Source organism: Cyanobium gracile PCC 6307, from assembly GCF_000316515.1.
GTDB lineage: Bacteria > Cyanobacteriota > Cyanobacteriia > PCC-6307 > Cyanobiaceae > Cyanobium > Cyanobium gracile.
The window spans coordinates 1384672-1404104 of sequence record NC_019675.1; the positions used below are offsets into that span (position 1 = coordinate 1384672).

The following is a 19433-nucleotide window of genomic DNA, read 5'->3' on the forward strand; positions in this document are numbered from 1 at the left end:
GAACCACGAACGTTTCTCAATGTTACGGCGAGTGAAGGAGGTGGTGCGATCACTGCGGCCCTGGGCTGCTCAGCCCGCCGTCAGGCTCGTCAGCAGGGGCCGCAACGGCAGGCCGCGGCGCAGCAGGTCGGTCTTGATCTCCTCGACGGTGAGCACCCCGTCATGGAGCAGGGAGGCCAGCAGGGCGGCCGAGGCCCCGGCGACCTCGAGGGCCTCGGCGATGTGGTCGATGCAGCCGGCGCCTCCGGAGGCGATCACCGGCACCTCCACCGCCTCCACCACCGCCCGGGTCAGGGCGAGGTCGTAGCCCGCCTGGGTGCCGTCGCCGTCCATGGAGGTGAGCAGGATCTCCCCGGCCCCGAGGGCCACCACCCGCCGGGCCCAGGCCACCACATCGAGGCCGGTGTTCTCCCGCCCCCCCTTGACGAACACATCCCAGCCGGGGGGCTCCCCGTCGGCGGCCGGGCGACGGCGGGCATCGATGGCCACCACGATGCACTGACAGCCGAAGCGGTCGGCGCCGGCCGTCACCAGCTCGGGGGTGCGGACCGCCGAGGAATTGAGGCTCACCTTGTCGGCGCCGGCCCGCAGCAGCTCGGTGATGCCCTCGACGCTGACGATGCCACCGCCCACCGTGAAAGGGATCGTCACCGCCTCGGCGGTGCGGCGCACCATGTCGACGAGGGTGGCGCGGCCCTGGTGGCTGGCGGCGATGTCGAGGAAGACGAGCTCGTCGGCCCCGGAGGCGCTGTAGCGACAGGCCAGTTCCACCGGGTCGCCGGCGTCGCGCAGCCCGACGAAATTCACCCCCTTCACCACCCTGCCGTCGGCCACGTCGAGACAGGGGATGATCCGCTTGGCTACCACGGGTTCGCTGTTAGTGTTGCGCGACTTTCTAATCGCGCCGGACATGGCCCAGGCTGGCATCACCATCGGTTCGAAGGTGCGGGTCACCCGCGTGCGCGATCGGATTCCGGCCGATCTGGTGGCAGCCCTCAAGGCCGATGCCACCGGCACGGTGAAGGATTTCCGTGTCACCGACGGCACCGGCATCGGTGTGGTGGTGGAGCTCAGCGGCGGCACCACCACCTGGTTCTTCGACGACGAGATCACCCCTGCCTGAGACGGCCCAACCCATGAGCCAGAGCCCCGAACCCAGCGCCGGCTCCCCAGGCGTCTCCGGTGGCGCCCGTCAGCTGCTCGGGATGAAGGGTGCCGCCGGCACCTCCAACATCTGGAAGATCCGGCTGCAGCTGATGAAGCCCGTGACCTGGATTCCCCTCATCTGGGGAGTCATCTGCGGCGCGGCGGCCTCCGGCAATTTCCACTGGACCCTTACTGAGGTGGGAGCGTCCGTCGCCTGCATGCTGATGAGCGGGCCGCTGCTGGCCGGCTACACCCAGACCATCAACGACTACTACGACCGCGAGATCGACGCGATCAACGAGCCCTACCGGCCGATCCCGTCCGGGGCCATTCCCCTGGGCCAGGTGCGCCTCCAGATCGTGGTGCTGCTGCTGGCGGGGCTGGCGGTGGCCTGGGGCCTGGATGTCTGGGCCGGCCACAGCACCCCGGTGCTGCTGCTGCTGGCCCTGGGCGGCTCCTTCGTGAGCTACATCTATTCGGCGCCACCGCTGAAGCTGAAGCAGAACGGCTGGCTGGGCAACTACGCCCTGGGCGCCAGCTACATCGCCCTGCCCTGGTGGGCCGGCCAGGCCCTGTTCGGCCAGCTCACCTGGGCCACGGCCCTGCTCACCCTGGCCTACAGCCTGGCGGGACTGGGCATCGCCGTCGTCAACGACTTCAAGAGCGTCGAAGGGGACCGGGCCCTGGGGCTGCAATCACTGCCGGTGGTGTTCGGCGTCCAACGGGCCAGCTGGATCAGCGCCGGCATGATCGACCTCTTCCAACTGGCGATGGTGGCGGTGCTGATCGCCATCGGCCAGCACTTCGCCGCGGTGCTGCTGGTGCTGCTGATCATTCCCCAGATCACGTTCCAGGACATCTGGCTGCTGCGTGATCCTGTCGCCTTCGATGTGAAGTACCAGGCCAGCGCCCAGCCGTTTCTCGTCCTTGGGATGCTTGTCACCGCCCTGGCGATCGGCCACAGTGACCTGACCGCATTCGCTGCGCTGACGGCACCGCTGCCATGACCAGGGTGGGCCTGTCCACGGCCACCACCGGCCCGCGGCAGCCCGGTGAGCCACCGCCCAGCCGGCCTTCACGACGCTCCGGCTGGCGCCTGCTCGCCCCGGCCCTGGCGGCCACCGCCGTGGGCGGGCTCGTCGCCCTGGGGCAGACGAGCGTGGTGCGCGGCCTCGACGGGATGCTGCCCGATGCCAGCCGCATCACCAGCTTCAACCGGCCGGGGACGATCACGATCCTCTCCTCCGACGGCCAGGTGGTGCTCAAGAAGGGGCCCGCCACCCGGGAGAAACTGCCCGCCGGCAAGATGCCGCTGCTGATCCAGCGTGCCTTCGTGGCCGCCGAGGACCGGCGCTTCTACCAGCACGACGGCATCGACCTGTTCGGCATCAGCCGCGCCGTGCTGCGCAACCTCCAGCAGGGGGCCGTGGAGGAGGGTGCCAGCACGATCACCCAGCAGCTGGCCCGCACCGTGTTCCTGAGCCAGGACCGCACGATCATGCGGAAGCTCAAGGAAGCGGCCCTGGCCGGAAAGATCGAGCGCCAGCTGAGCAAGGCGCAGATCCTCGAGCAGTACCTCAACTACGTGTATCTGGGCTCCAGCGCCTACGGCGTCTCCGATGCGGCCTGGATCTACTTCTCCAAGCGTCCCGACCAGCTCACCCTGCCGGAGGCGGCCCTGATCGCCGGCCTGCCGCCGGCGCCTTCGGTGTATTCGCCGCTGGTGAATCCGGAGGTGGCGCTGCGGCGGCGGTCGATCGTGCTGCGGCGCATGCGGGAGGCCGGCTTTATCGACGATGAACAGCTGCAGCGGGCCGAGGACGCCCCCCTGGCGCTGAAGCCGGCGGAGCCGAAGTACTTCTACAACCCGGCGCCCTGGTACACCAGCTGGCTGGAGCAGGAACTGCCCAAGGTGCTCAGCAAGGAGCAGCTGGAGGTGGGCGGGCTCACGATCCGCAGCGGGCTGAATGCGGCCTGGCAGGCGGAGGCCCAGAAGACGATCGACTCCTACGCCACCGGCAGCATGGAGGGGGCCCTGGTGGCCATGGAACCCGGCACGGGGCTGGTGCGGGCGATGGTGGGCGGCAAGGACTGGGAGAAGACCCAGTTCAACCGGGCTTCCCAGGCGCTGCGCTCCCCGGGCTCCACCTTCAAGCTGTTCGTCTACCTGACGGCCCTCAAGCTGGGGATGAAGCCGGAGGACACGGTGCTGGATTCGGCCCGCTGCTTCGGCAAGTACTGCCCCAGGAACTTCGGCAACCGCTACATGGGCCGGGTGAGCCTGGCCACGGCGCTCCAGAACTCCCTCAACATCGTGGCGGTGGGGCTGCTCCAGAAGCTGGGCTACGACCCGGTGATCGCCACCGCCAAGAGCCTCGGCATCCACCGGGAACTGGGCCGCTACCTGTCGATGGCGATCGGCGCCAACGAGCAGACGGTGCTCGACATGACGGCCGCCTATGCGGCGCTGGTGAACCGCGGTGTGTACATCCAGCCGCTGCCCTTCGAGGAGATCTACGGGCCGGAGGGGGAACTGCTGTGGTCGCGCCGGGCCAACGGCCCCCGCGGCACCCGGGCGGTGAGCAGCGACATCGCCGACGCGATGGTCTGGATGCTGCAGCAGGTGGTGCGGGGCGGCACCGGCGGCGGCGCCGCCCTCGCCGACCGGGCGGTGGCCGGCAAGACCGGCACCTCGGAGGGGGGTCGGGATCTCTGGTTCATCGGCTCCATCCCCCAGCTCACCACCGGCGTCTGGCTGGGGTACGACAACAACCGGCAGACGGGCACCACCAGCGTGCTGGCCACCTACGCCTGGCGGACCTTCATGGAACCGGTCACCAAGGGGATGCCGGTCCAGGCGTTCCCGCCCAAGCCGACGCTCACCGGCACCTTCAAACCGGTGCCGGGCAAGAAGACCACCGAGCGCGACGCCCGGCCCCAGGACAGCGGCAGCCGTGAGACCCCGAGCTGGCAGGCACCGGATCTGGAGCCCAGCCGCCTCACCCCCCCCGACCGGGAGCCCCCCACTGAGCAGCCGCCCTCCCAGGCCGATCCGACCCAGACGGCACCCCCGAACAATCCCGTCGCCGCACCCCGCTCCCGCGACGCGGCCATCCCTCCGCCGGCCCCGCCGCCGGAGCCCGCCGCCCCCCTGCCGCCGCCGCCACCTGTCGCCGCCCCGCCCCCACCGCCCTAGGCGGTGTCCGGCCCCCGCAGCAGGGCGGCGTAGAAGCCGTCGCCGCCGCCGCACTCCGCCGCCGCGGGAGTGGGCCACCACTGGCGTTCCTCCAGCAGGGTCCAGTCCGGATGGGCCGCCAGCAGCGCGGCGATCTGGGCGCCGTTCTCGCGCGGTTCCACCGTGCAGGTGGCATAGAGGAGCCGGCCGCCCGGGGCCAGCAGCGGCAGCATCGCCTCCAGCAGCTGGCGCTGCAGGATCACCAGGCCGTCGATGGCGTCGGGGGTGATCCGCCAGCGGGCGTCGGGGTGGCGGGCCAGGGTGCCGAGCCCGGAGCAGGGGGCATCCAGCAGGATCCGCTCGAAATGGCCCCGCCAGTGGGGCTTCAGCTCGCCGAGGCCGGTGGCGTCGGCGGCCAGGGAGCGGATCGTGGTGAGTCCCAGCCGCTCGGCGTTGTGATCCAGCCGCCGCAGCCGGGCTTCGGAGCGATCCAGCGCCCACACCTCGCCCCGGTCGCCGATCAGCTCGGCCAGGTGGGTGCTCTTGCCCCCAGGGGCGGCGCAGGCATCGAGGATCCGCTGGCCGGGCCTTGGGTCGAGCAGGGGGGCGATGGCCTGGGCGCTGCGGTCCTGCACGCACCAGAGCCCCTCGCCGTAGCCCGGCAGCTCGCGGGGGTCCCCCACCCGCTCCAGCAGGGTGAGGCCATGGGGAGCACCGGGCAGGGCGCGGGCCGCCACGCCGGCGTCCTGGAAGCGCACCAGCAGGGCCTCCCGGCTGGTGCGCAGGGCATTGACCCGCAGATCGAGGGGGGGCACGGCGTTGCAGGCCAGGGCAAAGGCCTCGGCCCGCTCCGGCGGCAGCCAGTCGAGCAGCCCAGCGGCGAGCCAGGGGGGCAGGGAGCGGCGCACGGCCAGGGCGGCGGCGGTGTCGGCCGGCAGTGCCAGCCCATCCCAGGGCTCCAGGCAGGGTCCGCCGTCGGGCTGGCGCTGGCGCCGCCGCAGCAGGGAGCGCAGCAGGCCGTTCACCACCGGCGCCAGCCGGCCCAGCCCGGCGCGCTTGGCCAGGGCCACCGTGGTGCTCACCGCCGCCGCCGCCGGCACCCGGTCGCTGAACAGAAGCTGGTAGAGCCCCACGTGCAGCAGCCAGCGCAGGGCCGGTGGCTGACGCTGGGCGCTCACCTTGCCGAGGGCGTCGATCCAGCCGTCGAGCAGGAGCCGCTGGCGGATGGCCCCGTAGGCGATCTCGGTGGCCAGGCCGCGGTCGGCCGGCGAGAGGTGTCCACCGGCGCGGGCCAGGGAGGCCAGCTCCCGCTCCAGGGCGGCGTCGGCGTAGGCCCCGGCCGCGACCGCCTGCAGCACCTGCCAGGCCAGCTGCCGGGAGGCCAGGCCGGGGACGACGTCGCTGGCGTGAATCGGCGGACTCCCGGGACGAATCAATCCTTTGTACAGGAGGACCCGGCCGTCGGCAGGAGCGCAGCGGGCGGGTGCCAGCGGTGCTGGGCCAGGGGCAGGCGGCCGTCGGGGGCCACGGCGATCCCCTCGGCCAGCAGCAGCTCCCGCTGCATCCAGTCGCTGCCCTCGCGGCCGGGGCTCATGGCGATCCGCCCCTGGGCATTCACCACCCGGTGCCAGGGCACCGGGGAGGGCAGGGGCAGGCGCCGCAGGGCCCAGCCCACCTGGCGGGCGCAGCCCCAGGCCCCGATCAGCTCGGCGACCTGGCCGTAGGTGGCCAACTGCCCGGAGGGGATGTGGGCCACCATCGCGTAGACGCGATGGTCGAAGGAAAGGGGCGCGGCGGGAGTGGCGGCTTCTGAAGGAGGGAAGGACACGGCTTGCCGAAGCACGGAACGCAGACTAATCGCTGTGGAACCCGGACTACGGACCCGTGGAACTCATCAAGCCAATTGATGTCACCTGAATCACAGTAGGAATTGAGGGCAAAGACAGGGGGCCTGAGTTCAACGGCTTACATTGCATCTGTCCACTCCTGACAACGTTCTGCAGACGGCAGTTGTCAGCTCACTGTCTGGAATCCAACGATCATGCTTGTTTCCACTTTTGAGCTCCTCTTCAAGGCCACCGCACCGGCCAACCCACCTCTGGTGCGTGTCCCCGGGGCAGCACGGGGAATCCTTCAAGGGTACTTTCTGACGATTGCGAACACGTCAACAACGTCGTTGACCTTTCTGCTGACCTTCAACGCCACCACGCCAGCCCTCAATCTGGCGCAGACCGTTCAGGCCACTGACGTGACGGGAGGCAATTCGTTTGGAGATCTCACCCCAACCGCCGATCCCAATCGCTTCACCCTGAGCGTGAGGGTGCCGGGCAGGGACACCGCCCTGGTGATTCTTCAACCCGACGTGACGTTGGCGAATCTGCCTGACTCGGTGGAGTTCCGCGGCTTCGTGGAGATCGAGATCACCACCCGCACCTTCCAGGGGCAGACCTTCGATGTGCTGCTGACGCCCGAACATCGCGGCACGTTCCTGCCCAACAATTTCTCCTTCGTGCCTCCACCCCTGCCAGTCGCCAACAACAACGGCAGGGACTTCGACCAGTTGATCGTGGCCCTGCCCACGGCCACCGGCAGCGCCCTGTTCCGCCTGCCCTCGCCGGTGCGGGACCTCAAGCCGCTGATCGACAACACGAATCCGATCCCCTTCCCGGGACGCCCCCTGCCGTCACTGCCCGAAGTGCTGCCGGGACCGGTGCCCCCCGGGCCGGTGCCGCCGATCGCCGGTGCGGTGGCGGATCCTGAGCTGAGGGCGACGCTGGCGCGTCTCCAGGACGGTCTGAGCCTGATGGCCCGCACCATCGATTCGCTTTCGGGCGAAACGGCCGGGGCCGACTCCTTCGTGTCCCCGGAACCCTGACGGGCCTGCGCGTGATCCTGGCGAGCGCGCACGACGGCGACGCTCGCCGCCTGCAGGCGGCCTGGGCACACCAGGCCGTTCTGCTGACCCCGCGCGACCTTTCCCTGCCGGGGTGGCGCCTGGTGGTGGAGGAGACCGGGGAGGGGCGCTGGGCCTGTCAGGGGGTGGACCGGCCCGATGAGGCGATCTCGGCGGTGCTGACGCGGCTGGTGCAGGTGGATCCGCTGGAACTCACCTGGATCCAGCCCCCCCGACGACACTTCGTTGCCGCCGAGATGACCGCCTTTCTGCTGGCCTGGCTGGAGGGGCTAGGTTGCCCGGTCATCGACCGGCCCAGCCCAGGCTGCCTCTGTGGCCGCAACTGGGGCTGGTCCCACTGGGCCGCGCACGCCTCCGGCTGCGGCATTCCCGTGCGGGACCAGGGCCCGGATCCAGACGGAACCCGGCTCGTGACCATGGTCGGCGACACGGTGATCGGTGCAGGGGCAGACGAAGAGGCGGCATGGACGCGCCGGCTCGGCGCGGGGGCCGCTCAGGAGATGGCCAGTTTTCGCTTCCAGGGAGAGGGGGCGGAACGGGCGCTCGTCCAGGCGCGGGTGGGACTGGAGCGGGTGGGCGCGGCGGAACTGGACGCGCTCGATCGGCTGCTGGAGGAGCGGGTGGAGGCCGGATGAGCGTGCTGTTGCTGGGAGCGGTGAACGATCCGGTCCTGCAGGGGGTGGCGGAGGCCCTGCGCCGCCGGGGTGTGGCGCCGCGGATCGGCCCCTGGAGCGCGGAGCTCCGGCCCGCGGAGCTGCGGCGCTGGCAGGCGGAGATCAGCGCGGTGGTGGTGCGGCCCACCGGTGCGGCGGCGGGCCTCGACGCCGGGGCGGAGCATGCCCTGCAGAGCTGGCTGGATCTGACGCCGGCGCTGGTGTTGAACCGCCCCGCGGCGGCGGCGATCTGCGCCTCGAAACCCGCCCAGCTGCGCTGGCTGCGGCGCTGGGGCTGGGAGGTGCCGCCCACCCTGGTCACCACCTCGGCCGCGGAGGCCCTGGCCTTCCGCGAGCGGCACGGGGAGGTGATCGTGAAGGCCGTCGGCAGCAGCCGCAGCCGGGTGCGTCGCTTCGACGGGGAGAACGACCCGCGGCTGGCGCTGCTGTCCTGGTGTCCGACCCAGTTCCAGCGGCGGATCGTGGGCGTCGACCACAGGGTCCACGTGGTGGGGGAGCGGGTCTTCGGCTGCCGGATCGAGAGCGAGGCGGTCGACTACCGCCTGCCGGCATCCGGCTGCGCGGCGCCGCGGCTGGTGGCGCAGCCGCTGCCGGAGGAGGTGGCGCAGCGCTGCCGCCACACCTGCCGGCAGATGGGGCTGGGGCTGGCCGGCATCGACCTGCGGCTGACGCCGGAGGGGCGATGGGTGATCTTCGAGGTGAACGCCATGCCGGGGTTCACGGTCTTCGAGACCGGGACCGAGGGTGCGGGTGAGGCACCGATCAGCGATGCGGTGGCGGAGCTGCTGGCGCGGGGTCCGGTGCTGAAGTGAGGGTTCACCGCTGTGCACCGATGCCGCTGCTGCCCCGCCGCTTCGAGCGCCTGCGCGCGGTGCTCGATCGCCGCATGGGGGATCTGACGCTGCTGCTGGAGCATGTGGACAAGCCCCACAACCTCTCGGCGATCCTGCGCAGCTGCGATGCGGTGGGGGTGCTCGAAGCCCACGCCGTCAGCCTCCCCGGGCGCACGCCCACCTTCAACAGCACGGCCCTGGGCAGCCAGAAGTGGGTGGCGCTGCACCGGCATGGGCGCAGCAGCGACGCCATCGCCCGGCTCAGGGCCGGCGGCTTCCGGCTCTACGGCACCCACCTGGGGGCCCGGGCGGTGGACTACCGCGACTGCGACTTCACCGGGCCCACGGCCTTCGTGCTGGGGGCGGAGAAGTGGGGGCTGAGCGAGGAGACGGCTGCGGCGATCGACCAGGCGATCGTGATTCCGATGGTGGGCATGGTGCAGTCGCTCAACGTGTCGGTGGCGACCGCGATCCTGCTGTTCGAGGCGCTGCGGCAGCGGCAGGCGAAGGGCTGCCTGCCGAGCCGGGGCGAAGGGCTGGCGCCGGAGCAGTACGCCCGGCTGCTATTCGAGTGGGCCTACCCGGACGTGGCCGCCTGGTGCCGGCGCGAGGGGCGCCCCTATCCGGCCCTCAGCCCGGAAGGCGCCATCCTCGAGGAGCTTCCCCGGAGCGTGCGGCTTCGCTGTTGAGGGGGCCGCCGTCGAAGCGGGAGGCGCTCGGCAGCCAGAAGGTGAGCGCGAGGGCCAGGATCTCCAGCAGCAGCTGGCGGCCGCCGAGCAGAACGACCACCACCGCCACGAAGGACAGGAACTTCTGGAAGACGCTCCAGACGTCGTCGGGCGTGTTGCCAGCCTTCACCCAGAGGGCAACGGCCAGGGCCAGCAGGGCCAGATCCAACCACCAGGGCATCGCCGGAGCCACGCTTCCCTGGAAAGCTACCCCAATCGTCCGATGCCGGCCCGGGGGCGTTCAGTCGCGCGCACCGGCCGGGACACCGCTCAGCCAGTTCTCCAGGCCCTCGCCCAGGAACGACAGGCCGAGCACCAGGACGAACATGGCCAGCCCCGGGAACAGGGCGGTCCACCAGATGCCGGTGGGCAGGGCGGTGAGGGCCTGCTGCAGGTCGCTGCCCCACTCGGGGATCGTCTCCGGCAGGCCGAGGCCGAGGAATCCGAGCCCCCCTAGCACCAGCACCGCGTCGGCGGCATTGAGGGAGAGCAGCACCGGCACGGAGGTGATCACATTGCGGAACAGGTAGCGGCGCAGGATCCAGGCCGGGCCGGCCCCCAGGGAGCGGGCCGCCTCGATGAACAGCTCCGCCTTCACCTGGGCCGACTGGTTGCGCACCACCCGGAAGTACTGGGGCACGTAGACCACGCAGAGGGCGGCGGCGGCGTTGGGCAGGCCCCGGCCCAGCAGGAAGGCGAGCACAACGGAGAGCAGCAGCACCGGCAGGGTGTAGAGGGTGTCCATCACCAGCACCAGCAGGCGGTCGACGCCGCCGCCGAGGTAGCCGCTCACCATCCCGAGGGGAACGCCGATGGCCAGGGCCAGCACCAGGGCGCTCAGCACCACCTGCAGGGCGACGCTGCTGCCGGAGAGCGTGCGCACGCAGACGTCCCGGCCGAGGCGATCGGTGCCGCACCAGTGACCGAAGGAAGGCGGCGCGTAGATCGGATTCTCCAGGCCCGCATTGGGATCGCTCAGCAGCCCCCCGTGCACCAGCAGCGGGGTGGCCAGGGCGATCAGCCCGTAGACGACCACGATCCCCAGTCCCCAGCGCGCCATGCGCTGCGCCAAGGTGGAACCACCGACCCTGGGGGGCAGCTCGAAAGGGCTGGCCTCTCTGTCGGCCTTACCGGTGGACTTATGTATCACAAGTTGACAGTCACGGCCAGGATTCGTGCGTATCGGCACTGAAACCGGCGGGCATCAGGATCGCCCGAAGAATAAGCGCAACGGTCGCCGATAGGACGGCCCCCACGATCGGCGTGGCCTCCGATCGTGGGGGCCGGTTGACGTCGCGCTTGTCGATAGCGTCCAAGAATATGCCGGAATTTATGCTTCTGAAGGCGCCGGCGTCAAGACGGGCCGCAGGGCCCGGCTTCGGACCGCACTCACCGGATCAACCGGAAGGTGGCAGGGAAGCAATGGATTTCTACCGAGTTGAAAGAGAGCCTGCAGGTGCGCTTGCAGGTGAATTCTCACGCTGGTATAATCTGCATCATATGCGCCGCTCAACTCCAGAGTGCTGACTTCCATCGTTGCCGAGCGTCGTTCAGCCTTTCTGATCAGATGACAAACGCCCGCCTCCTGATCGTCGACGACGACCCTGAAATGCGCGGCTTCCTGACGTCCGAGCTGGCGGTCGAAGGTTATGAGTGTGAGGAAGCGGCCTGCGGCCAGCAGGCCCTGGGCCGGATCCGCAGCCAGACCTGGGATCTGGTTCTCCTCGACTGGAACCTGCCCGATTTCAGCGGTGTCGAGGTGTGCCGGCGGATGCGCAAGGGGGGCATCTCCACCCCCGTGCTGATGCTCACCGCCCGCGATGAGGTGCAGCAACGGGTCGAGGCGCTCGATTCCGGCGCCGACGATTACCTGATCAAACCGTTCTCGATCGAGGAATTGCTGGCCAGGGTGCGGGCCCGCCTGCGTCGCAGCGGCATCGATGAACAGGAAGGCGGTGTGCTGCGGATGGCCGATCTGGAGGTGAATCCCGCCAGCCGGGAGGTGGCGCGGGGCGGAGAGTCGATTCACCTCACAGCCAAGGAGTTCGATCTGCTGATGCATCTGCTGCGGCACCCCAACCAGGTGCAGGAGCGGCGCGCCATCCTCGATGCCCTCTGGGGTGAGAACTGGCTGGGCGACGACAACCTCCTCGATGTCTACGTCCGCTATCTGCGCCGCAAACTGGAGCCGGCCGGCCAGCCCACCCTGATCCAGACGGTGCGAGGTGTCGGCTTCATGCTGAAGGAAGGGCCACCCCGCTGAGGATGGCGGAGGCCACGTCCAAGTCGCGACTGCTGGTTGTCGAGGATGACCAGCGGATGCGCACGTTCCTGGCCGGGGAACTCAACTGCGAGGGCTACGCCGTCAGCGAAGCCGAGGATGGCCAGGGGGCGCTGATGCACCTGAGGGATGCCTGCACCGATCTGGTGCTGCTCGACTGGACACTGCCCGATTTCAGCGGCATCGAGATCTGCCGGCGGCTGCGCTCGAGCGGTGACATCACCCCCGTGCTGATGCTCACCTGCCACGACGACATCCGCGACCGGGTCGAGGCGCTCGATTCAGGCGCCGATGACTACATCCTCAAACCCTTCTCGATCGAGGAACTGCTGGCCCGCATCCGCGCCCAGCTGCGGCGCACCGCCTGGTGGCGGGGCGTGGCCGAATCCGATCTGCTGCGTTGCGCCGATCTCGCTGTGAACACCGCCACCCGGGAGGTGATGCGGGCGGGCCAGTTGATTTCCCTTTCCGTGCGGGAATACGACCTGCTGCTGTGTCTGCTGCGCGGTGCCGGCCGGGTGGTGGAGCGCGAGCAGATCCTGCGGGAGGTGTGGGGAGAAAACCACTTCGGCGACGAAAACCTGCTGGGGGTCTACATCCGCTATCTGCGGCGCAAGCTGGAGCCGGAAGGCCTGCCCACCCTGATCCAGACGGTGCGCGGCGTGGGCTTCATGCTCCGTGAAGGGGAGCCGCGCCCTTGAGGCGCAACTGGAAATCGGCTCCCCCCTCCGGCCCATCCGCCACCGACACGCTCCCCCCCATCGCCTCCATCAAGGCCCGCACCACCGCCAGACCCACGCCGCTGCCGGAGATGGCGCCGCTATGGCGACCGCGGCCGAAGCGCTCGAAGATCAGCCGCTTCTCGTTGTCGGGCACACCGGGGCCGGCATCGATCACGTGCACCACCACCCGATCGAGGCTGGCATCGAGGCGAAGCTGGATCGGGCCGCCGCCTGGATCGTATTTCTGGGCGTTTTCAATCAGGTTTCCCAGGCATTGCTCGAAGCGATCGGCATCGCCGAGCGCGAAGGTGCGGGACGCCTGGGTGGCGCCGGGGCAGATCCGCAGGCGGCCAGCACAGCGCGACCGCAACCGCTCCGCCACCCGCTCGATCGCCCGGGCCACATCGAACGGCTCGAAGGGCATCAGGGTGCGGTTGGCATCGATACGGGTGAGGGCAAGCAGGTCCGCCACCAGCTTCCCCATCCGGCCCGCCTCCTCCTCGATCAGCACCAGCTGGGCGAAGTCCTGCTCCGATAGACCCTGGGCGCGGCGCTGTAGGCGGCCGGCATAATTGCGGATCAGGCTGATGGGGGTGCGCAACTCATGACTCACACCATTGGCGAAGCCCCGCTGGCGCTCCCATGAGGCCGAGAGGCGATCGAGCAGATCGTTGAAGGCCGCGGCGATCGGCGCTAACTCCCGGGGCTGGGCAGACACCAGCACCCGCTGGCTGTCGAGGGTGTCGGAGCTGATCGCCTGCATCTGCAGACCCAGATCATGGAGAGGGGCCAGGCCACGCACCAGCACCGGCCGCAGCAGCAACCCCGTGAACAGGGTGGCCAGGCCGGCCGCCACCAACAGCAGGATGAGCAGGAGCCGCTGCTGGGCCAGCTTGGGGGTGATGTCCTCCAGAAAACGTACGTGGATAGACCGCGCACCCACAATTAGAGGCATGGAACTCGTGAGATATGTGCGGCCTCCTACGGTGAAAACTCCAATGCCGTCAGAGCCGGCGGCAATCTTATTGAGGCGCACCAGCGGGATTCCTGTGGGGATAGAGAACAGGCGGATTTGGTTCGGGGCGTTGAAGGGAACCCCTTGGTCGGTTACTGCCCAAGCGAGGAAGTTTGGGCTGATGATCTGCTCCAAGGCCGCAGAGAGCCCCTCAAGGTTGTGAGACCTGGATCCGTTGGTCGTCATGGACCGGTAAACGCTCTCGGCTGTAGCTAGATGGACGGTCCGCCTGTCCTGACTGGCCAGCCAGGAGATTGCAACGATCGGCAGGGCGTAGCCCCCCAGAACAGCAAGCAGGCTGAGGCTGAGAAGCTGCCGCCGAATCGAGAAGGCCCCAGAAGGCCGATGAAACGACAGAGGTAACGCAAAAAGACTCGTTAATTTCATTAGAATATCATTAGATCACGACAAGATGAAACTAAATTCGAAGCTCAGCAAGCCATAAAGCATGCCAAGCGCACGCAATGGGAACGGGGCCTGAGGAGTCAGCATTGAGTCAGGAACATGGTTTTGAGGCAAGGGAGGGTTTCATGCCAATGAGTGCAGATCGTTGGCAACGCCGATGTGGACGATGCCATGTTCGATTGATAGAGTGATGGAGTTGCAATGGAGCCCCACCTCCCCGTCCTATGAGAATCACCCCCAAAACCAAACTCGCCCTAATGCGCAGCCTGCGCGAAAAGAGGTCCAAAATGACCCAGGGCTTCACCCTGATTGAACTTATGATCGTCGTGGCTATCGTAGGCATTCTTTCTGCCGTGGCTCTTCCCAACTTCCTGGGAGCTCGAAACGCCGCTGCCGCTGGTGCAGTCATTGGCGAGATCGTGGGGCTCGCCAAGGAGTGCGCCACTTTCAAAGCTTCTGGAGAGGTAGGCATTGCTCCAACAGGTGGAGGCGTTACATGCACCAACAATACTGGACAGACCTACTCAGGGACTTGGGGCGGTACCGTCTCGGGCATCAGGTGCCTGGCAGCCACTTCTGCTGGAGCCTCCAGGGCACAAGTCGGAGTAGCAACCGATGGAGGGCTGACCTGCACATTGTCCTGAATACTCAACATTTGGACTTTTAAAATGAGCTCCCTTATGGGAGCTTTTTAATGAGTGTCCAATTACCTGGCAGAAACGCTAAAACAATCAAGAGTGCAATTCCAAAAATGCAGCTCAAATTCTATCTCTATTGACAACAACGGTTAACAAAAGCTTCGCCACAACATTCTTAAAACAAATGGTGCAATGATGGGTTGAGCAGAATAAGCCTAAAGCTATCTCAGTCTACAGAGTGAACTTCCCAAGATTCCCTGATGCTTCGGTTTTCAAAAATGTGGACAAGCGGTCTATCGAATCCGGAAGCAAAAGAAAGAGCCTACATTTTATGCAGAGTTGGAGAGTATCGAAAGGCTGCTACTCTCGCCTTGAGCCAAAGGAAGTCGTACACAGGACCCGCAAACAAATATGACATGGCTCTTCCCTTAGCACTAAGCAAATGTGGACATTACCGCGCCTCAATCTTAGTTGCCACTAAGCTAGCGCGTTCCACCAGTACACTTCAAGCCGACCTTATCGAGATAGCATCTGATTGCCTGAAAAACATTAACATAACATCCTCGGACGTCATCAATATTCTCGATTATTGCAAGAGTATCAGGCTCTCACCAGGCGAAGCTGCAAGCATTGCAGCAGGAATAAGGGACCAAAAGGTGCAATCGTTGTTTCTTGACGAGGCCAGGTCGCGTTATGGTTACAGTAGTGAAGATTTGAATTACATTGCTGCATGCGTGAGCTACATGAAAGAGGACATACCAGCCGCATTGAGACTTCTGCAGCCGAACCAAGAAAACGGAAGGCTGTCGACAGCATCCGCCAAACTCTCGGCACGCATACTCAGTCAGACTGGCCATTTATATTCAGCAAGACGTTATGCTTGCTTTGCAATAAGAAGCAACAGACACGATGCGGAAGCGCTTAATATTCTCGGTCATGTCCTTTACCAAGAAGCAAAGTGGAAGGCAGCCCGCAAGGTATATTCTTTAGTTCACCAGATAACAGCGGATGAGCTCAGCAAGCTTAACATGTGTTTCATCTTACCCAGAGTAGCAGTCTCGCTCAATGACTTAGCCAATGCGTTTGAGTCCTTCAAAGGAAACTTGGCTAACTTTTCAGACCAAGAAGATTTTATTGGAATCGAGAATGCCTTGAGGTTGAGTTTTCCGATATGCCTGTCCTTTTATCTAGCGTATCAAGGAAGCATAAACCTGAAGTGGCTCCTAGAAGCTTACTATAGGATTATTCGGTCATCAGCACGAAAGATAGTAAACGAAAACATTTTTTTTCATTCCCCTTGTGGCAAGGAAAGATCAATTAGATTTCATCACTCGAAAGGACATGGAAAGATAAGAATTGGCTTCATTTCCAGAAATTTCCACCAACACAGCAACCTTCAAGCGCACCAAGGCTTGATAAAAGGTCTTAATCGTGACATATTCGAAATCAGCATAATTCATAGGCATGGAGCCATCGAAGACACTGCCCACATTGACCTAAATGAGTCTGTCGACAAAACCATCTACCTCTCAGCAGATTTCGGAGCCGGTTGCAAGCGAATTGCAGACCTAAAACTCGCTGTACTCTTTTTCACTGATATTGGCATGTTTCCTCTTGATGGAATTTTGCCAATGATTCGGCTCGCCACTCACCAAGTCACAAGTTGGGGACTGCCCCACACAACTGGTCTTTCGGAAATTGATCACTATCTGAGATCCAAGATATTTGACGACTGTGAGGATCAACACGAATACTCAGAGAGTCTTGCATCTATTAATGGCTATCTCGGCTACTTCGACACTGCAACGTCACCTCTCACAGTCAAGACAACCGATTATTTTATGCTGCCTCCTGACAGATTCCTTATTGGCTGCCTTCAGTCTCTGCACAAGCTTCATCCAGAGTTTGATTCTTACCTCGAAGAAATTGCCAAGCTTGACGAGTCGATACTCATCGTCATCGCTGCAGCAGAAAGCAATGAACTTAATCAACGCTTCATTCGAAGAATAAAGACAGCTGCTCCGACAGCATACAAACAATTATGTTTCGTTCAAAAGATGACGATGCAAGACTACTACAGCCTGAACAGTCTTCTCGACTTGAACCTTGACCCAATTCACTATGGCGCTGGCATTACTTTCATTGAGACCGCATGGTGTGGTCCGCCCTGCGTCACCCTAAGAGGAAACACCGTTCGATCAGCTGTCGTATCAAGATCATATGAATATGCAGAAATAGTAGATCCCCCAATAGCCAGAAGCAAGAGTGAATATGTCAATTGGGTCCGCTTACTCATGACCAACGCTAAGCTCAGATATAAGCTTAAGCAAGAGATTCACCAAAAAAGCAAGGGAACTATCTATAACAACGAAGAATACGTGAGGTCGAGCGAAGCATTCCTACAGAACCTGGCCATTCGCGGTCACGAATGATACAGAGAGGTCACATAAGCTCTAAGAGGCTCTAGATATGAACAGATCCTCTCGCAGATGATACGATACTTTAAATATCTTCCATGCGTTGAAAGAGAATTGGCCGATATTTTGGACATGTTAGTCTCCCGACATTAATCATTGCAAGTACCGCACAAGGATGCTGATACTCTCTTGTGCCTTTTTCACTTGCTTGCCACCTCGTATGGATAATGCTTATCGTAACATCAATCATTTTTAGTCTAGCAGGAGCTGAATGAGCTGCCAACCTACTTCGAGGCAAAGCTACCTGTAACGAGCTGAGATGCGTTACCAGATTGTCGCACCAAGCAAGAGGGTTTGTCAGTTTTTTTTCGTTGAAAGTGCCAACATTAGCCAGACCTTGATTGGTAAAGCGAAGAGGAATCTGGCACGCTAGCTTCACCAATGCTGGTTCTGTGGATTCACGCACTGGACGAACAGCCTCTTGGCTCGCCTTTAGGCACCAGCTACAATGGCAAAGCATTCATGGAGCACTGATTGATCAAAGTAATTGCCTTCAAGACAATACGCATGATCGCTATCATCAGTTTTATTTCCACGACTTTGTACGGCTTTTTCTCGGCACTTTCAGTGCTTCCTACCGAATCTAGAAACAAGCCGCAACATCCCAGCAGTATAGACCAAAAGCAATAACAGGAATCAGAAAGACATTGGATCGGCATTTTGAGATTTTTGTTCATCCATTATCTCAATGAACGCCTCAACAGGAAGAGAACTTAGGATAGATTTTCATGGAAGACACTGCCCGAGCTTCTTAAATGCGAATTGTAAACCATAAAAGGGTTGGTGGCAGGTAGTGACAACACACACGGGCAGAAGTGGCCTAGCAGATTCTTTCTGATGCGTTCCCCTTTTGCGATTTTCCGATCGTTCCACTGCCAAAGGAACTGGTGCCGTGACCGTCCTTGTTCGTCAGGTTCTTCTGATAGTTGGTGGGTAGACAGGCCGCTCTCCACTGCTGGAGAGCCTCCGAGAGCGTACGCCCCTGGAGGTCCGAATGCGGTCTGTAGGTGTTGCACTCAATTCGGTGTTGTTCCGGGAATAGCCTGGCTTCATACACCGGTGCGGATAGCTCATTATTGAGGAACTCATCCCGAAACGGCCGTTGAACGACTCCAGGAATGGATTCTCCCAGGGTGAACCTGGCTCAATGTGGGCCGTGCCGAAACCGCAGCCTTTGCAACACTGCTGCAAGGCATGGGCAATGAACTCAGTGCCATTATCCATGCGCAGATGGGTGGGTGCCGGATACCGCCTGAGCAGCTCATCAATGGTGTCGATCACATTGACCGCCTTGGAGCGCCTGACGATACAGATAACCAGACGAAGTCAACAGTATTCATCCACAATATTCAGGACCTTGAGTCTACGGCCGTCCATCGTCTGGTCGAATTGGAAGTCAATCGCCCACACGTAGTGCGGGTACTTGGCTTTCAGCAGCTCCCGCGAACCGTCGGCATGGCGGGACCGCTTGCGCCTGCGCGGCAGAGGCCACTGGAGCCCATCCTCCCGCCAGATCCGTTGCACCCGCTTGTGATTGACGCTCCAGCCGCCGAGCCGCAGCCGCTGGTAGACTGGTATCGGATATCAGCGCACATGGAGCCTGGCCAGCTCGCAGATCCACCGTCAAAGCTTCTGTTCTTCGATGGCCGCCACCGGCACGGGCCGCTTTGCGTAGTGCGGATCTGGCCGGCCATACGGCATTCACGGCGCTGCGAAACCCTGAATCGGTCCTGCAGAACTATCACGGCCCTGCGGCGGCGTTCCGGGCTCAGAAGTTTCCCTCCGCCAGCTCCCACTGCTGCGCTGAAGCCTGCGGCTAGATGATCGCCTTATCGAGCTCAGCATCCGCCAGCAATCGCTTGAGGCGGGTGTTCTCCTGCTCCAGTTCCTTGAGGCGCTTGGCCTTGGTGGCCTTCAGGCCGCCGTACAGCTGTTGCCAGCGATGGTAAGTATGTGCCGAAACCTCCAAGGTCCTGCAGACATCGGCGACGCTCTGGCCCTGGTTCAGGAGCTGCTCAGCGGTGCGCAGCTTGCGGATGATCTGCTCGGGGTGTGGCGCTTGCGTTTCATGGGGCCTCTCCTGGCCAATTCTGGCCGGTAGGGAAGCTCTCATAAGGGCTGGTTCAGTTTCTAGGGTCCACGTTACTGCACCTAAAAGCCAGAAAATGCGATAAGAATGTCAGGCAGCCGCTTGATGGCGATGACTGACACCTTAACCGGACAAGGAATGAAGTCACTATTCAAAAGCGATAGCGGGTCCCGCGATTCCGCGGAGGACGGCCACCTCTGCTGCCGGTTTCAGGTAGCGGGGATCGATCAGAACGATCAGGGGCTGCCAGGGCACCACCTAGACCATCTCCGCCAGGAACGTTTCGCGCATGGTGCGCTTCCTGGCGATGATCTGCTTGTAATCCCGGAACATCAG

18 protein-coding genes are annotated in these 19433 nt (G+C 63.9%); 11 read left to right on the forward strand and 7 right to left on the reverse strand.

Annotation, left to right across the window (positions count from 1 at the left end):
• Positions 1-69: 69 nt before the first annotated feature.
• Complete coding sequence (gene hisF / locus CYAGR_RS06525; RefSeq protein ID WP_015109003.1) at positions 70-867, reverse strand: imidazole glycerol phosphate synthase subunit HisF; 798 nt, start codon at positions 865-867, stop codon at positions 70-72.
• Between the two features lie 43 nt (positions 868-910).
• Between hisF and petP the strand changes: the two genes are divergently transcribed.
• From petP to CYAGR_RS06540, 3 genes are read left to right on the forward strand one after another with little or no spacing between them, the layout of a single operon-like run.
• On the forward strand, positions 911-1123 hold the full coding sequence (gene petP, locus CYAGR_RS06530; RefSeq protein WP_015109004.1) for a cytochrome b6f subunit PetP: 213 nt from the start codon (positions 911-913) through the stop codon (positions 1121-1123).
• 13 nt (positions 1124-1136) lie between these two features.
• Positions 1137-2153: a chlorophyll synthase ChlG gene (chlG, locus tag CYAGR_RS06535; RefSeq protein ID WP_015109005.1), complete on the forward strand. Its 1017-nt coding sequence runs from the start codon at positions 1137-1139 to the stop codon at positions 2151-2153.
• Positions 2150-4342: a transglycosylase domain-containing protein gene (locus CYAGR_RS06540; RefSeq protein ID WP_015109006.1), complete on the forward strand. Its 2193-nt coding sequence runs from the start codon at positions 2150-2152 to the stop codon at positions 4340-4342. Before chlG ends, CYAGR_RS06540 begins: the two co-directional genes overlap by 4 nt.
• Here CYAGR_RS06540 and CYAGR_RS06545 read toward each other — a convergent pair.
• Together CYAGR_RS06545 and CYAGR_RS06550 are read right to left on the reverse strand one after the other, a co-directional pair.
• A complete protein-coding gene (locus tag CYAGR_RS06545; RefSeq protein ID WP_015109007.1) occupies positions 4339-5757 on the reverse strand; it encodes a 16S rRNA (cytosine(967)-C(5))-methyltransferase in 1419 nt (472 codons plus the stop codon). The two genes, CYAGR_RS06540 and CYAGR_RS06545, sit on opposite strands and share 4 nt — an antisense overlap.
• The gene (locus CYAGR_RS06550) at positions 5754-6149 is read right to left on the reverse strand and encodes an MGMT family protein (protein ID WP_015109008.1); all 396 of its coding nucleotides are present in this window, start codon (positions 6147-6149) and stop codon (positions 5754-5756) included. Before CYAGR_RS06550 ends, CYAGR_RS06545 begins: the two co-directional genes overlap by 4 nt.
• A gap of 348 nt (positions 6150-6497) precedes the next feature.
• On the opposite strand from CYAGR_RS06550, the gene CYAGR_RS16415 reads away from it, so the two are divergent.
• From CYAGR_RS16415 to trmH, 4 genes are read left to right on the forward strand one after another with little or no spacing between them, the layout of a single operon-like run.
• The gene (locus CYAGR_RS16415) at positions 6498-7196 is read left to right on the forward strand and encodes a hypothetical protein (protein WP_051017065.1); all 699 of its coding nucleotides are present in this window, start codon (positions 6498-6500) and stop codon (positions 7194-7196) included.
• 11 nt (positions 7197-7207) lie between these two features.
• Positions 7208-7870 carry a hypothetical protein gene (locus CYAGR_RS16420; RefSeq protein WP_015109010.1) on the forward strand — a complete coding sequence of 221 codons (663 nt, stop codon included), beginning with the start codon at positions 7208-7210 and terminating at the stop codon, positions 7868-7870.
• Complete coding sequence (locus tag CYAGR_RS06565; RefSeq protein ID WP_015109011.1) at positions 7867-8721, forward strand: ATP-grasp domain-containing protein; 855 nt, start codon at positions 7867-7869, stop codon at positions 8719-8721. Before CYAGR_RS16420 ends, CYAGR_RS06565 begins: the two co-directional genes overlap by 4 nt.
• A 20-nt stretch (positions 8722-8741) precedes the next feature.
• Positions 8742-9431, forward strand: a complete 690-nt coding sequence (trmH, locus tag CYAGR_RS06570; RefSeq protein ID WP_015109012.1) for a tRNA (guanosine(18)-2'-O)-methyltransferase TrmH — start codon at positions 8742-8744, stop codon at positions 9429-9431.
• Here the strand turns inward: trmH and CYAGR_RS06575 are convergent.
• The gene (locus CYAGR_RS06575; protein ID WP_015109013.1) at positions 9373-9651 is read right to left on the reverse strand and encodes a hypothetical protein; all 279 of its coding nucleotides are present in this window, start codon (positions 9649-9651) and stop codon (positions 9373-9375) included. The genes trmH and CYAGR_RS06575 overlap by 59 nt on opposite strands.
• A 60-nt stretch (positions 9652-9711) precedes the next feature.
• Entirely contained in the window at positions 9712-10530 is an 819-nt protein-coding gene (locus CYAGR_RS06580) for an ABC transporter permease (protein WP_043325513.1), read from the reverse strand.
• Positions 10531-11037: 507 nt separating this feature from the next.
• Between CYAGR_RS06580 and CYAGR_RS06585 the strand changes: the two genes are divergently transcribed.
• Together CYAGR_RS06585 and CYAGR_RS06590 are read left to right on the forward strand one after the other, a co-directional pair.
• Complete coding sequence (locus CYAGR_RS06585; protein ID WP_015109015.1) at positions 11038-11733, forward strand: response regulator transcription factor; 696 nt, start codon at positions 11038-11040, stop codon at positions 11731-11733.
• A 2-nt stretch (positions 11734-11735) separates the two neighbouring features.
• Complete coding sequence (locus CYAGR_RS06590; protein ID WP_015109016.1) at positions 11736-12452, forward strand: response regulator transcription factor; 717 nt, start codon at positions 11736-11738, stop codon at positions 12450-12452.
• Here CYAGR_RS06590 and CYAGR_RS06595 read toward each other — a convergent pair.
• On the reverse strand, positions 12421-13416 hold the full coding sequence (locus CYAGR_RS06595) for a sensor histidine kinase (RefSeq protein ID WP_051017069.1): 996 nt from the start codon (positions 13414-13416) through the stop codon (positions 12421-12423). The genes CYAGR_RS06590 and CYAGR_RS06595 overlap by 32 nt on opposite strands.
• Before the next feature lie 794 nt (positions 13417-14210).
• On the opposite strand from CYAGR_RS06595, the gene CYAGR_RS19385 reads away from it, so the two are divergent.
• Both CYAGR_RS19385 and CYAGR_RS18210 read left to right on the forward strand, forming a co-directional pair.
• Entirely contained in the window at positions 14211-14537 is a 327-nt protein-coding gene (locus CYAGR_RS19385) for a type II secretion system protein (RefSeq protein WP_425386796.1), read from the forward strand.
• 254 nt (positions 14538-14791) lie between these two features.
• Positions 14792-16963 carry an O-linked N-acetylglucosamine transferase family protein gene (locus CYAGR_RS18210; RefSeq protein WP_015109019.1) on the forward strand — a complete coding sequence of 724 codons (2172 nt, stop codon included), beginning with the start codon at positions 14792-14794 and terminating at the stop codon, positions 16961-16963.
• A 1861-nt stretch (positions 16964-18824) separates the two neighbouring features.
• On the opposite strand, the gene CYAGR_RS06610 is transcribed toward CYAGR_RS18210, so the two are convergent.
• Entirely contained in the window at positions 18825-19121 is a 297-nt protein-coding gene (locus tag CYAGR_RS06610; protein WP_051017071.1) for a transposase, read from the reverse strand.
• Positions 19122-19433: the final 312 nt, after the last annotated feature.